Here is a 13,455-nt window from a genome sequence, read left to right as displayed (position 1 = left end):
AATTCACTTCGGTTACTGTATAATGCCTGTTTCGTAGTCTTTTTTTAAGATAAATCCCATACCGGCCTTGGTATGAATAAGCTTAATTTCAAAATCTTTATCAATTTTTTTCCTCAGATAATTGATGTATACGTCAATAAAGTTGGTTCCGGTGTCGAAATGGGTTTCCCATACTTTTTCTGCAATTTCACTGCGGGAAAGTACTCTTTCGGAGTTTTCAAGCATGAATTTTAAAAGGTTGAATTCCTTTGGGGTTAATTTTATGGGAATCTGATCTCTGCTGACTGTTTTTTGTTCCAGGTTTATTTCAATCCCTTCATATTTAAGAACAAAAACTTTTTGCTGCCTCTGCAGTGAAAAACGTTTTAAAAGAACTTTAATTCTGGCCACCAGCTCACGCATTTCAAAAGGTTTGGTTAAGTAATCATCAGCCCCGGCATCAAAACCTTCCAGCTTATCATCCGTCGTTCCGAGAGCGGTAAGCATTACCACGGGAAGGTTGGGTTTTAAAATCTTTATTTCATTACAGAATTCAAGACCGTTTTTTTTAGGAAGGACAATATCCGTGATTATAAGATCAAAATCTTTCTGTAATGCCAGCTTGAGTCCTGTTATTCCATCGTAGGCTGCCGTTACTTCAAACTCAGCTTCCTGAAGCCCCTTGGTAATCAATTTTGAAAGTCTGTCATCGTCTTCAACGAGTAAAATATGTGGCATAAAGATATAGGGAATGTTTGGGTTGATATGAAGAATAGATCAATACTTCCTACAAATGTAATAAATTCTATTTTGTAATTTTGGCGGCGAAACAATATCAGAATGCTAAAATTTAATATATTTTTTTTAAAAAAAATGGCTATTACAGGGAGTCTGTTCTTTTTGCTTGTACTGCTTGTGAATTGTAGAACTTCGCCAACATTAAAGCTTAAAAATGGAGACCTTCTTTTTGTCACTGCAAAAGAAACCGGGCTTTCCGGAGCAATTAACAATGTGACACAAAAGCAGAAAGCGACTTCTTTTGACCATATAGGTATTGTAGAAAAAGATGGAAACGGACTGTTTGTATTGCATGCGGCTCCAAAAGGAGGCTCTCAAAAGCAGGAATTAAAAGAGTTTCTTCAGGATCAGAAAGAAGACGGCCAGAAAGTAGTGGTATACCGTTTAAAACCTGAATATCAGAAATCAATTCCATCAGCTATTGAAAAAGCAAATCAAATGCTGGGTAAACCTTATAATTTCAATTATATCCTGGATGAAAACTCCTATTACTGTTCAGATTTTATTGAAAGAGCATTCAGAGAAGATCATATTTTCAAATTGGAGCCCATGACGTTCACAGATCCTAAGACAGGGAAAATAAATGCTTTTTGGGAAGAGTTTTATCAAAAGAAAAATCTTAAGGTTCCGGAAGGAGAACCCGGCTGTAACCCCAATGGACTGGCCGGTTCAGATAAGCTGGAAAGAATAAAAGAATTGTAAAGAATGTAAAAGAAGCTGTAATGGCTTCTTTTTTTTGTTAAAGTTTTAAAAATATTAGTCTACTAATTTGGTAGACTAATATTTTTTTATATTTTTGTCACAGATTTAATGCAGAGCGCAATATAATCTGAAAGTGTTTAACCAAAAATGTTTAGTGATGATTACACCTAATCCTGGCCTGCAGGTTTTGCAAAACAAAATTACCCTGCCTAAAAAAGAATTGATCCTGGAAATAGAGTTGAATGGGAAAATGAAATTTGAACATTTAATGAATACCATCTACAATCAATTGGGCATTTGTCATAGAGTGTTGTCTGCTAATGTGGAATATGTGAACGGATACAGTTTTGGTACCGTACAATTATATATTAATGTCAATTCAGAAGATTACCAGAACCTTGAGTTCTATCTGAACAAAAATAAACTTTTGAGTACAACGGTAGAGTATCTCTGCCGGAAATATTCTTAAGGGAGATTCATATAGTTTTAATTACCCAAAGTGTCCGGTTTTAATCGGGCACTTTTTTTTATTCCTTTAAAACTAAGATTTCCTTTCGCTTACATTGGAGGTGAAACCATTCCTTTCCTTCAACGGCGTGGCAAATCGAAGATTTGATGTGGTGGTTATGCAGTGAAGAATCTAAACTGTTGATTTCTATAGGGACTCAGAATGATGAATTTTTTAGTTTTTAAAAAATAAAAAAGCGTCCGGATCACTCTGAACGCTCTATAGTAATAAAAATAATTTTATATTCTTTCGATATCAGCACCAATTGCTTTTAGTCTTCCATCGATATTTTCATATCCTCTGTCGATTTGCTCGATATTGTGGATAATTGATTTTCCTTCTGCAGAAAGTGCCGCAATTAAAAGTGCATTTCCGGCTCTGATATCCGGAGAAACCATTGTTGTTCCTCTTAATGGCGCTTCCTGGTTTAATCCAATTACGGTAGCTCTGTGTGGATCACATAAAATGATCTGAGCCCCCATGTCAATTAATTTATCAACAAAGAATAATCTGGATTCAAACATTTTCTGGTGCACCAGAATACTTCCTTTAGCCTGAGTAGCTACTACCAGAATAATAGATAATAGATCCGGGGTAAACCCTGGCCATGGCGCATCTGAAATAGTAAGAATAGAACCGTCAATGAATTTCTGGATCTTATAATGTTCCTGAGCAGGAATATAAATGTCATCACCACTTTGCTCAAGCTGAATTCCCAGCTTTCTGAAGGTATTGGGAATAACTCCTAATTGGTTCCAGTTTACATTTTTAATGGTGATTTCAGATTTTGTCATTGCAGCAAGACCTATCCATGATCCGATCTCTACCATATCCGGAAGCATCGTGTGCTCAGTTCCTCTCAGATAATCAACCCCTTCAATGGTAAGAAGGTTAGAGCCAATTCCTGAAATATTGGCACCCATTCTGTTCAGCATTTTACACAATTGCTGAAGATAAGGTTCACAGGCAGCATTATAGATTCTTGTTTTCCCTTTTGCCAGTACAGCAGCCATTACGATGTTAGCCGTTCCGGTTACAGAAGCTTCTTCCAGGAGAATAAATTTTCCTCTAAGCTCAGTCGCTTTTAAAGAATAAAAATATTCTTCTTCATCATAATTAAATTCTGCGCCAAGCTCCACTAATCCCTGGAAGTGGGTATCCAATCTTCTTCTTCCGATTTTATCACCACCCGGAGTAGGCATATAAGCTTCTCCATAACGAGCCAGCATCGGTCCCATAAGCATGATAGAACCACGCAGCTTAGCACCATCTTTTTTGAACTCGCTGGATTTTATATAGTCGAAATTTACTTGGTCAGCTTTGAAGGTGTAGTCACCGTGTCCGTTTTTAGTAATTTTTACTCCAAAGTCACCCAGAATTTCAATTAATCTGTTGACATCATGAATATCCGGAATATTTTTAATAGTGACCTCTTCATCAGTTAACAGAACAGCACATAAAATTTGTAGAGCCTCATTTTTAGCCCCTTGTGGAGTTATTTCACCCTGCAATCTTTTTCCTCCTCGTATTTGAAATGTTCCACTCATTATTTTCTGTTTTTATGATTATTGTTGTGTCTTCTTTTGTTAGGTTGATTTTTGTTATTACTGTTGTTATTGTTATTACTCCTATTATTGTTGTTACTGTTATTGTTTCGGTTGTTGTTGTTACTGGTGTAATAGATTTTACTTTTTTCAAGAGAATCTATTCCTGTAAGGTCCAACCTGTTTTCAGACAGTTCCTTCAGGTGGCGGAAAATAACATCATCCGTCACATGTTCCTTATTATAGACATTATAAGATTTCTTCATATTGTTCGCAATTACTTCGATAAGGGCTTCTTTTTCATCACCCGCCTCCAGTTCAATTGCTTTTTCGATCAATTGAAGAATACTTTTTCCGTAAAACTTAAAGTCTCCTTGAAGTTTTGGATATTCCATCCTTTTAGGTTTTTCGGCCAATTCTTCCATTGTAGGAAACGGATAAGGAGAATCTACATCCAAATCGTAATTTGCCAGAATAAAAAGATGATCCCAAAGTTTATGTTTATAATTGTCTTCGTCACGAAGTTGTGGGTTTCTCTGACCCATAAAATCGATGATTGCCATAGCCATTTCACTTCTTTCCTCTTTGGAAGGAAGCTCTTTGCAGCGCTCAACCAACTGTTGTATAATTCTGCCGTATTCGGGCATATGAAGCTGAGTTTTTTGGGTATTGTATTCCATAGTATGCAAATATATGGATTAAAAGAAAAATTGTTTCGAGAATATTAAAAATTTATGATTTTTTAATGAAAAATTGTGTTGGCCTTTCCTATGATTTATTATTGAAAATTAAAATATTTCACCGGAATTAGAATTTGTATGTAAGGAAATTGTAACTTGGTTAATAGGTTTATAATTAAATATTGCAATGAAAAAAACATATTTTCTTCTTTCTGTATGGGCTTTAGCATTAGCCACTTCTTGTGAGAGCAATGATGATATTGGTAATAAATCTTCACAAGAGCAGGAAGTACATGACAAAATTGTAAATGTCACTCACCATGACGGAAGACCCTTCAGTACGGGAGGAAGATCCGGGTCTTTACAGGGCAAGTTTGTAGCTGGTCCGGGTGGGGGAGTTTTAATGCAGGGATTTTATTGGGATGTTCCAGAAGGGGGGAACTGGTGGAATACCGTTAAAGATAAATTGACAGCATGGTCCAATGCAGGGATTGGAGCAGTATGGCTTCCTCCGGCTTCCAAAGCTCAAAACGGCCCTCTTTCAATGGGATATGACCCTACAGATTATTATGATTTTGGAAATTTTAATCAAAACGGGACTACAGAGACCCGATTTGGATCGAGAACTGAGCTGGAAGCATTAATTACTAAAGCACACAGTGAAAATATGCAGGTGTTTGCTGATATTGTGATCAATCACAATAGTGGCGGGCAGTCTGAAGCGAATCCTTATACCGGAACGAATACCTGGACCAACTTCTCAGGAGTAGCTTCCGGGAAATTTCAAAGAAGCTATGAGGATTTTTATAAAAATGCTTACGGAAATAATGATGAAGGTTCTTTCGGTGGATTTCCGGATCTGTGTCATGCGAATCCTCATGTACAGGACTGGTTATGGGGAAGGGACGATTCTGTAGCAAAATATTATAAAAATGTGATGAAATTCGATGGCTGGAGATTTGATTATGTAAAAGGGTTCGGACCCTGGGTAGTGAATACCTGGAATTCTAAGGTGGGTGGATTTTCTGTTGGTGAATTGTGGGACTCCAATGTCAATACACTGGAATGGTGGGCAAATAATGCAAACAGTTCCGTATTTGATTTTGCAGCTTATTATAAAATGGATGAAGCCTTTGATAATGGTAATCTGAATGTTTTAAATGATGATATGATGTGGAAGAGAAATCCCTATAAAGCAGTCACTTTTGTTGCCAATCATGATACCGATATTATTAACAATAAAATGGCGGCATACGCTTATATCTTAACTCACGAAGGCTATCCAACTATTTTTTACAGAGATTATGAAGAATGGCTGAACAAAGAGAGATTGAATAATTTAATCTGGATTCATAATAATAAAGCAACAGGAACCACTTCCATTTTATATACTGATAATGATGAATATATTGCAAGACGTAATGGCTATAACGGAAATCCGGGGCTTGTAGTTTATATCAATACTTCGTCAAGCTGGCAGGAAAGATGGATTGAGACCAATTGGGCCAGTCAGCAGATCAAAGATTTTACAGGAAGCTCAGGCTGGTATCCTACGACTCAGGGAGATAAATGGGTGAAAATTCAATGTGCTCCGAATAGCTATTCAGTTTGGTCACTGAATCAATAAGTACTAAAAGCGATTAATTTAAATACTAGTCATTCTTTAAGAACCTTAATCATGTATTTTACGATCAAATCGATTAGGTTTTTATGGAATGACTTTTTATATGCTGCTGCTCTGGCAGGAAAGAGAAATGTTTTCCTGAGGAGAAAAAATCCTGATAAGATGCGGACTATACCTGGATAAATTTTTTCTTCTGATGTTGATCCGGCAGATAACATTTCTGGTTGGCCAGTTTCATTCTGTTTCTGGAAATTATATTATAAACTTTATCACTTAGAAATGCAGGCAATAGCTTTCCAATAGCTGAAAGCTTGTAAATTCCACCTAACAGGTCCGCAATTTTAAGTACTGCTCTTGATTTAATCAGATAATATTGTTCCGGCTTCCAAAGATACATGGTATTGAAATCCTTTGTTTCCAATCCTCTTTCAGATAAAAACTGCTGTCCGAAATCAGATTGTAGTGAAGCAAACATAAATTGGTCCTTTTTATCTCTCTCCAAAATCCATTGTACCCAGAAATTACAGACACCACAGTCTCCGTCAAAAAATACAATATATTTATTTTTCCAGTCTTTCATGATTTCTATTTATTAAACATGATACTTCTTTCGGTATCCTCTTTTACTTTTTTAAAATATTGAGAAAGTGCTGTACGCTGTTCATCCGTCAGTTTTGCATTCTGATGTCCCAAATAATAAGACTCAAGAGGCATTTCCTTTTTTTCTATCATTTCTAAACATTCTTCAATCTTATGAAGCTGTCTTTTAGATTCGTACACTGCAAAGGTAGAAAAATTAAGATGTTTTCTGCCTTCATTTATATGATTTTTTACCACCCATGAGGCTGGTGAAATATTAGAATACCATGGATATTTGGTTTCATTGGAGTGGCAGTCATAACAAGACGTACGTATAATTTTGGCAATAGGGTCCGGGGTATTTTTAATTTTCAGGAAATCCATACCCGGTGTTGGAGCAGGATTGGTTTTGTCAATAGGAAAAAACTGGATCATAATAAATGCCACAAGAATGACAACTAATACTTTTTTCATAGATGTTCATGTTTCTTATTAGGTTAAAGGTAGTTAAATTATTTTTTATGCTAAGTTGAGGTTGAAATATTTTTATGGGAAGCTGGAGAAGAGAAATAATAGCATGGATTTTAGATAAGCTATACCTTTTCAATAATTTATATAAAGGAGGTGAAGTCCTTTTGATAGGCATAAAACTTCTTAGTATCGGTATTCTTCTGCCTTTCTTGTCCAAAAAATATTACGTTGATCTATTCTAAATTGAGTGAGGTGCTGATGTTTTTTATCCACATTCATATGAATTTTCACTAACTTAATACCACAATTACGTCTTTAGTTTGCATGCTGTCGGAAATGTTTCTTTATAGTTTTTAACTATCATTGAAATAATTATTAATAGATTGTATTTATTGAATAAGCGTTGTAAGTTTGTCATGTTCTTACAACAAAATGTTACTTAAACTGTATTAATCAACATAAAAAATAAATAAACGACAATGGAAAAAGATTCGAATGACATCAGTAAATGCCCGTTTCATAATGGGACTATGAAAAAGAATGTAGCAGGTGGAGGAACCCAAAACCTGGAATGGTGGCCTGATCAGCTTAGAGTAGATATGCTGCGCCAGCATTCATCACTGTCTAATCCTATGGATAAAGACTTTGATTATGCTGAAGCATTTAAAAACCTTGACCTTGAAGCCGTAAAAAGAGATCTTCATGCATTGATGACAGATTCTCAGGATTGGTGGCCGGCCGATTTCGGGCACTATGGACCTTTGTTTATCCGTATGGCTTGGCACAGTGCCGGAACATACCGTGTAGGAGATGGTAGAGGTGGAGCAGGAGCGGGACAACAACGTTTTGCGCCTTTGAACAGCTGGCCTGATAATGTTAGTTTAGATAAAGCAAGAAGGCTGTTATGGCCAATCAAACAAAAATATGGAAGAAATATTTCCTGGGCAGACCTTTTAATTCTTACCGGTAATATAGCGCTGGAATCTATGGGATTCAAAACATTTGGATTTGCTGGTGGCCGTGAAGATGTCTGGGAACCGGATATGGATGTATATTGGGGGTCAGAAAAAACATGGCTAGGCGGAGATGTGCGTTATGCCCATGGTTCGGAAGGAGTCGTGGAGGGACATGCAGCCGTTCTTCCTACCGATGATGATGCAGATGGTGATATCCATTCCAGGAATCTTGAAAAACCTTTGGCAGCCGTACAAATGGGATTAATCTATGTAAACCCTGAAGGTCCGGACGGAAATCCTGATCCTATTGCTGCCGCTAAAGATATCCGCGATACTTTTGGACGTATGGCAATGAATGATGAAGAAACGGTTGCCCTGATTGCCGGAGGTCATACCTTTGGGAAAACTCACGGGGCCGGGCCTGCAGATCATGTAGGCAAAGAACCTGAAGGAGCCGGAATAGAATTACAGGGATTAGGATGGGAGAGCAGCTACAGATCAGGAAGCGGAAAAGATGCTATTTCCAGTGGTCTTGAAGTAACCTGGACAGAAACTCCGACTGAATGGAGCAATTATTTCTTTAAAAACCTGTTTGAAAATGAATGGGAATTGACGAAAAGCCCTGCCGGAGCTCATCAATGGGTAGCGAAGGATGGTGCTGAAATTATTCCTGATGCATTTGATTCCACTAAAAAGCATAGACCAACAATGCTTACGACAGACCTTTCATTGAGACTGGATCCTGTTTACGAAAAAATTTCAAGACATTTTTATGAAAACCCTGATGCCTTTGCCGATGCCTTTTCAAGAGCTTGGTTTAAACTTACCCACAGGGATATGGGACCTCGTGCCCGTTATTTGGGACCGGATGTTCCTCAGGAAGAATTAATCTGGCAGGATCCTATTCCGGCAGTGAATCATGAACTGGCAGACGCTTCAGATATTGAAAATCTTAAAACTAAAATTTTAGATTCCGGATTGACTATTTCCGAACTGGTATCTACAGCCTGGGCCTCCGCATCTACTTTCAGAGGAAGTGATAAACGAGGTGGTGCCAACGGAGCAAGAATAAGACTGGAACCTCAGAAACATTGGGAAGTCAATAATCCAACACAATTACAGAAAGTATTAGGAACTTTGGAAGGAATTCAGAATGAATTCAATTCTCAGAACGGAGATAAGAAAATATCATTAGCAGATATCATTGTTCTGGCAGGAACAGCCGCTGTAGAAAAAGCCGCGAGAAATGCAGGACATGATGTTAAAGTAACATTTGCACCCGGTAGAATGGATGCTTCTCAGGAACAAACGGATGTAGAATCTATGGGATACCTGGAGCCTGTTGCTGACGGATTCCGTAATTACCTGAAAAGAAAATTCTCAGTTTCTACAGAGTCTTTATTAATAGACAAAGCACAGTTGTTAACGCTTACCGCTCCTGAACTTACTGCTTTAATAGGAGGAATGCGCGCCTTAGATACGAATTTTGACGGTTCAAAACATGGGGTATTTACCACCCGTCCCGGAGTTCTTATCAATGATTTCTTTGTAAATCTTTTAGATATGGGAACACAATGGAAAGCCATGTCAGAAGATAAAGAATTATATATAGGAACCGACCGCTCAACAGGTCAGCCAAAATGGACGGCTACCCGTGCCGATCTTGTATTCGGATCCAATTCTGAATTGAGAGCTGTAGCTGAAGTGTATGCAAGTGCTGATGCGCAAGGTAAATTTATCAATGATTTTGTAGCTGCATGGACGAAAGTGATGAATCTGGATCGGTTTGATTTGGATTAACAGATCATCTATCATATGATAAAGACAGCATCACTGCTGTCTTTTTTGTTTTTTAAATATATTTGGAGACTGTTAGTATCATAAAAAAGATACTATTAAGAAATAAAATATACTGATGGAAACAAAAGAATTTATAAACAGACTTGTTTCAATTACTTTAAAAAATAAAACATCCTTTCAGGGAATACTATATTGTTGTCGATTACGTGACAGATGGTTTTGATCCCTTTGTTGCCAATGTTGAAAAATGCATAAAAAACAAAAACCATCCTTAAAAAAAGATGGTTTGTAGACCCACAGGGATTCGAACCCCGACTGACGGTACCAAAAACCGGAGTGCTACCGTTACACTATAGGTCTGTTTATTTTGGTGATGCAAATTTATAGTTTTTTTTTAAATGTACAAATACCTTATCAAAAAATCTCTAGTTTTTACACTAAAAAATGATAGAGATTTATTTTTTCGGAATGATTTTATATTGAATCCTTGGAAAATACCCAAAAAGTACTGCTGATAAAAATAGCTTTATAGAAAAATAGAATATTACAGGAATCAAATTTATGATTCGTATAAAAAACAAAAACCATCCTTAGAGAAGAATGGTTTGTAGACCCACAGGGATTCGAACCCCGACTGACGGTACCAAAAACCGGAGTGCTACCGTTACACTATAGGTCTGTTTTGATGCTGCGAAATTATAGAATTTATTTTAAATATAAAAATGAAATAAGGAGATAATATAAGACTTTCACCTGTCTTATGGGTTTACTGGCTGATATCCAAATGATTATTTTTGCGAAGAATTTTCGAAATAAGGGATGTTTTTAATACTAAATAATAAAATCTTATCTTTGCAAAAAATTGGGCTCTAAAAGTTAGAGTAACCCATTAATAACTTGTCCCGAGCATAGCAAGGGATTATTAAACATTTTTTATGTCGAATATTGTCGCAATCGTTGGGCGTCCCAACGTAGGAAAATCCACGCTTTTTAACCGTTTACTAGAGAGAAGAGAAGCTATTGTAGATTCTACAGCCGGTGTAACCAGAGACCGTCATTACGGAAAATCTGACTGGAATGGAGTAGACTTCACTGTAATTGATACCGGAGGGTATGATGTAGGTACAGATGATATCTTTGAAGAGGAGATCCGTAAGCAGGTACAGCTTGCAATAGATGAAGCCACTTCCATTATCTTTATGATGAACGTGGAAGAAGGGCTTACTGATACAGACTATGAGATTTTCCGTTTACTGAGAAGATCCAATAAACCTATTTATATTGTCATTAATAAAGTAGATTCTTCTAAGGAAGAACTTCCTGCGACAGAATTCTATCAGTTAGGAATTGATAAATATTATACTCTTTCTTCTGCTACAGGTTCAGGAACAGGAGAACTGTTAGATGATATCGTTAAAGATTTCCCTACCACAGAATATAAAGATCCGTTTGAAGGGCTGCCTAAAATCACTATCGCAGGTCGTCCAAACGTAGGAAAGTCTACAATGACTAATGCTTTACTTGATGTAGAAAGAAATATTGTAACTGATATTGCAGGAACAACAAGAGATAGTATCCAGACCTTATATAATAAGTTCGGACATGAGTTTGTATTGGTAGATACTGCCGGCATGAGAAGAAAATCTAAGGTAAACGAAGATTTGGAATTCTATTCCGTAATGAGATCTATCCGTTCTATTGAATTTTCTGATGTAGTAATCATTATGGTAGATGCTACACAGGGATGGGAATCTCAGGATATGAACATCTTCGGACTGGCTCAGAAAAACAGAAAAGGAATTGTGATTCTGGTAAACAAATGGGACTTGGTAGAGGATAAGCAAACCAATACAATGCGTGATTTCGAAAAAGCTATTAAAGATAGAATAGGACAGTTCCAGGATATTCCAATTTTATTCGTTTCTGCTTTAACGAAGCAAAGAATCTTAAAGGCGGTAGAAGTAGCAATGGAGGTTTATAATGACCGTAAGAAAAAGATCAAAACTTCAAAACTGAACGAGGTAATGCTTCCTATTTTTGAGCAGACGCCTCCACCAGCCAATAAAGGAAAATATATTAAAATTAAATACTGTGTTCAGCTTCCTACGCCATCACCACAGTTTGTATTCTTCTGTAACCTTCCACAATATGTGAAAGAACCATATAAAAGATTTGCTGAAAACCAATTGAGAAAAGAATTCGGGTTTACCGGAGTTCCTATTGAAGTGTATTTCAGACAAAAATAAAATGACTTTTAAATAAAAATCTGGTAAGGAAATATTCTTACCAGATTTTTTATAACTATATGTATTCATTTCGACGCTCCCTGCAGATTCGTTTTTTAATTGTAATTTTGCGGAATTCAATGTCGATTAACTGTAATTTATAAACTTAAGATATTCATGCTTAGTATTTTATCACAAAATTTTTCTCTTGTAAATGAATGGATTAATGAACTTCGAAACGTGGAAGTTCAGCATGACCGGATGAGATTCCGAAGAAATATGGAAAGAATCGGAGAGATTGCAGCTTTTGAAATCAGCAAAGGGCTGGAATACAGAGAAGTTGTTATCCAGACTCCTTTAGATACAATAAAAAGCAGAGAAATTGCGGTACAGCCGGTAATTACCACTATTCTGAGAGCAGGAGTTCCATTGTTTGAAGGAATTCTGAGTTATTTAGACAGGGCAGACTGTGGTTTTGTAGCAGCTTACAGAAAACACGATGCTAACGATTATTTCTCTATTAAGCAGGATTATCTCACTTGCCCGAGTATTGAAGGAAGGCCTTTGATCGTAGCAGACCCCATGTTAGCAACAGGTGCCTCTTTAATTGAGGCCATCAAAGATCTACTGACCAACGGAAATCCTACCCAGCTTCATATTGTAGCAGCAATTGCATCAAGACAAGGAGTAGAAACCGTTCAGAATGCTTACCCTGACGCTCAGATCTGGGTGGGAGCCATTGACGAAAACTTAACTTCAAAAGGGTATATTACCCCAGGGCTCGGAGATGCCGGAGATTTAAGCTACGGAGAAAAACTTCAAAGATAACTTAAGAAAGATTCCAGAAATCTTTTATATTATTCAATAACAAGGTTGGTCGTACTTTATCCATCGGGTGTTTTGTATCCGGAAGTACGGCCAGTTTTGCATTCGGAAGACTTCTGTAAACATGGGCACTCTCTTCAATGGTTACCATATTGTCTCTGTCTCCTATCATAATCTGGACAGGAATATTAATCCCGGCAAAATTATCTTTTAATGGTGGATTTTTTCCTAAATCAATCATTAAATCAGCAATTTCAGGAAGTAACTTTTGCCATCCAGGACCATGTTGAGCTTCTAAAAGCTGGGCGTACTGCGGGACTTTAGTAAGAATAATTTCAGGATCCAGCATTTTACTTTCTTTTAAAGCCTGTTCCTCAGTCCAGTCAAATTTTGTACCCAAAGTGATGATGGAGTTTACATTCTCAGGTGTTTCCATAGCATAACAAAGCGCAACATAACCTCCCATGCTGTGTCCGAAAAGATGTACATCTGCCAGATTGTTGCTAATGCAATATTCTTTTAATTCCTGGGTATATTTTTCAATGCTGATACCTTCTGTTGAAAGCGCAGTACTTCCGTGTCCTGAAAATAAAGGAGTGTGAACAGTAAAGTACCGTGATAACTGCTCTAAATAAGGGTGAAAAAGATCACTGTGGCCTAAAGCGCCGTGCAGTAAAATAAGATGAGGCATGATGTTGTAGTTTTCCGGAAAATTAAGAAAAAGAATTTGAGGACGAAAGAAGTTTGAAAGATTTTAGAATTTC

12 protein-coding genes and 2 tRNA genes are annotated in these 13,455 nt (G+C 37.0%); 6 read left to right on the top strand and 8 right to left on the bottom strand.

What is annotated here, in order from left to right:
- Window positions 1-12: 12 nt before the first annotated feature.
- Window positions 13-717: a response regulator transcription factor gene (locus tag LQV47_RS19865; protein ID WP_230040735.1), complete on the bottom strand. Its 705-nt coding sequence runs from the start codon at window positions 715-717 to the stop codon at window positions 13-15.
- A 135-nt stretch (window positions 718-852) separates the two neighbouring features.
- On the opposite strand from LQV47_RS19865, the gene LQV47_RS19860 reads away from it, so the two are divergent.
- Window positions 853-1,479 carry a YiiX/YebB-like N1pC/P60 family cysteine hydrolase gene (locus tag LQV47_RS19860; RefSeq protein ID WP_230040733.1) on the top strand — a complete coding sequence of 209 codons (627 nt, stop codon included), beginning with the start codon at window positions 853-855 and terminating at the stop codon, window positions 1,477-1,479.
- Window positions 1,480-1,636: 157 nt separating this feature from the next.
- A complete protein-coding gene (locus LQV47_RS19855) occupies window positions 1,637-1,948 on the top strand; it encodes an NIL domain-containing protein (protein ID WP_047490408.1) in 312 nt (103 codons plus the stop codon).
- Window positions 1,949-2,226: 278 nt separating this feature from the next.
- On the opposite strand, the gene murA is transcribed toward LQV47_RS19855, so the two are convergent.
- Both murA and LQV47_RS19845 read right to left on the bottom strand, forming a co-directional pair.
- On the bottom strand, window positions 2,227-3,534 hold the full coding sequence (gene murA, locus LQV47_RS19850) for a UDP-N-acetylglucosamine 1-carboxyvinyltransferase (protein WP_230040731.1): 1,308 nt from the start codon (window positions 3,532-3,534) through the stop codon (window positions 2,227-2,229).
- Window positions 3,534-4,211 carry a DUF4290 domain-containing protein gene (locus LQV47_RS19845; RefSeq protein WP_230040724.1) on the bottom strand — a complete coding sequence of 226 codons (678 nt, stop codon included), beginning with the start codon at window positions 4,209-4,211 and terminating at the stop codon, window positions 3,534-3,536. The genes murA and LQV47_RS19845 overlap by 1 nt, the downstream gene beginning before the upstream one ends.
- 187 nt (window positions 4,212-4,398) lie before the next feature.
- Here LQV47_RS19845 and LQV47_RS19840 point away from each other — a divergent pair, with 187 nt between their 5' ends.
- On the top strand, window positions 4,399-5,838 hold the full coding sequence (locus LQV47_RS19840; protein ID WP_230040722.1) for an alpha-amylase: 1,440 nt from the start codon (window positions 4,399-4,401) through the stop codon (window positions 5,836-5,838).
- A gap of 166 nt (window positions 5,839-6,004) precedes the next feature.
- On the opposite strand, the gene LQV47_RS19835 is transcribed toward LQV47_RS19840, so the two are convergent.
- Window positions 6,005-6,415 (bottom strand): DCC1-like thiol-disulfide oxidoreductase family protein, encoded by a 411-nt coding sequence (locus LQV47_RS19835; protein WP_230040720.1) that lies wholly within the window; start codon window positions 6,413-6,415, stop codon window positions 6,005-6,007.
- A gap of 5 nt (window positions 6,416-6,420) precedes the next feature.
- Window positions 6,421-6,888: a heme-binding domain-containing protein gene (locus LQV47_RS19830; RefSeq protein WP_230040718.1), complete on the bottom strand. Its 468-nt coding sequence runs from the start codon at window positions 6,886-6,888 to the stop codon at window positions 6,421-6,423.
- 476 nt (window positions 6,889-7,364) lie between these two features.
- Here LQV47_RS19830 and katG point away from each other — a divergent pair, with 476 nt between their 5' ends.
- Complete coding sequence (gene katG / locus LQV47_RS19825) at window positions 7,365-9,641, top strand: catalase/peroxidase HPI (RefSeq protein WP_290368686.1); 2,277 nt, start codon at window positions 7,365-7,367, stop codon at window positions 9,639-9,641.
- 289 nt (window positions 9,642-9,930) lie between these two features.
- Here katG and LQV47_RS19820 read toward each other — a convergent pair.
- Both LQV47_RS19820 and LQV47_RS19815 read right to left on the bottom strand, forming a co-directional pair.
- Window positions 9,931-10,001: transfer RNA gene (locus tag LQV47_RS19820), tRNA-Gln, on the bottom strand.
- A 248-nt stretch (window positions 10,002-10,249) separates the two neighbouring features.
- Window positions 10,250-10,320: transfer RNA gene (locus tag LQV47_RS19815), tRNA-Gln, on the bottom strand.
- Window positions 10,321-10,576: 256 nt separating this feature from the next.
- Between LQV47_RS19815 and der the strand changes: the two genes are divergently transcribed.
- Both der and upp read left to right on the top strand, forming a co-directional pair.
- Window positions 10,577-11,887, top strand: a complete 1,311-nt coding sequence (der, locus tag LQV47_RS19810; protein ID WP_230040716.1) for a ribosome biogenesis GTPase Der — start codon at window positions 10,577-10,579, stop codon at window positions 11,885-11,887.
- Between the two features lie 156 nt (window positions 11,888-12,043).
- Window positions 12,044-12,694, top strand: a complete 651-nt coding sequence (gene upp / locus LQV47_RS19805; protein ID WP_047487971.1) for a uracil phosphoribosyltransferase — start codon at window positions 12,044-12,046, stop codon at window positions 12,692-12,694.
- A gap of 1 nt (window position 12,695) precedes the next feature.
- Here upp and LQV47_RS19800 read toward each other — a convergent pair whose 3' ends face one another.
- Complete coding sequence (locus LQV47_RS19800; protein ID WP_230040710.1) at window positions 12,696-13,382, bottom strand: alpha/beta hydrolase; 687 nt, start codon at window positions 13,380-13,382, stop codon at window positions 12,696-12,698.
- Window positions 13,383-13,455: the final 73 nt, after the last annotated feature.

Origin of the sequence: Chryseobacterium sp. Bi04, from assembly GCF_918698085.1 — a bacterium.
Taxonomy (GTDB): Bacteria; Bacteroidota; Bacteroidia; order Flavobacteriales; family Weeksellaceae; genus Chryseobacterium.
The sequence above is the reverse complement of the archived record's forward strand: the minus strand, read 5'-3'. Positions and strand labels throughout refer to the sequence as shown.

What these genes read in the sequence shown, in the direction of transcription:
- LQV47_RS19800 (WP_230040710.1), bottom strand. Translation starts at nt 13,382, where the DNA reads ATGCCTCATCTTATTTTACTGCACGGCGCTTTAGGCCACAGTGATCTT.
- LQV47_RS19840 (WP_230040722.1), top strand. Translation starts at nt 4,399, where the DNA reads ATGAAAAAAACATATTTTCTTCTTTCTGTATGGGCTTTAGCATTAGCC.
- LQV47_RS19855 (WP_047490408.1), top strand. Translation starts at nt 1,637, where the DNA reads ATGATTACACCTAATCCTGGCCTGCAGGTTTTGCAAAACAAAATTACC.
- LQV47_RS19835 (WP_230040720.1), bottom strand. Translation starts at nt 6,415, where the DNA reads ATGAAAGACTGGAAAAATAAATATATTGTATTTTTTGACGGAGACTGT.
- LQV47_RS19845 (WP_230040724.1), bottom strand. Translation starts at nt 4,211, where the DNA reads ATGGAATACAATACCCAAAAAACTCAGCTTCATATGCCCGAATACGGC.
- upp (WP_047487971.1), top strand. Translation starts at nt 12,044, where the DNA reads ATGCTTAGTATTTTATCACAAAATTTTTCTCTTGTAAATGAATGGATT.
- murA (WP_230040731.1), bottom strand. Translation starts at nt 3,534, where the DNA reads ATGAGTGGAACATTTCAAATACGAGGAGGAAAAAGATTGCAGGGTGAA.
- der (WP_230040716.1), top strand. Translation starts at nt 10,577, where the DNA reads ATGTCGAATATTGTCGCAATCGTTGGGCGTCCCAACGTAGGAAAATCC.
- katG (WP_290368686.1), top strand. Translation starts at nt 7,365, where the DNA reads ATGGAAAAAGATTCGAATGACATCAGTAAATGCCCGTTTCATAATGGG.
- LQV47_RS19865 (WP_230040735.1), bottom strand. Translation starts at nt 717, where the DNA reads ATGCCACATATTTTACTCGTTGAAGACGATGACAGACTTTCAAAATTG.
- LQV47_RS19860 (WP_230040733.1), top strand. Translation starts at nt 853, where the DNA reads ATGGCTATTACAGGGAGTCTGTTCTTTTTGCTTGTACTGCTTGTGAAT.
- LQV47_RS19830 (WP_230040718.1), bottom strand. Translation starts at nt 6,888, where the DNA reads ATGAAAAAAGTATTAGTTGTCATTCTTGTGGCATTTATTATGATCCAG.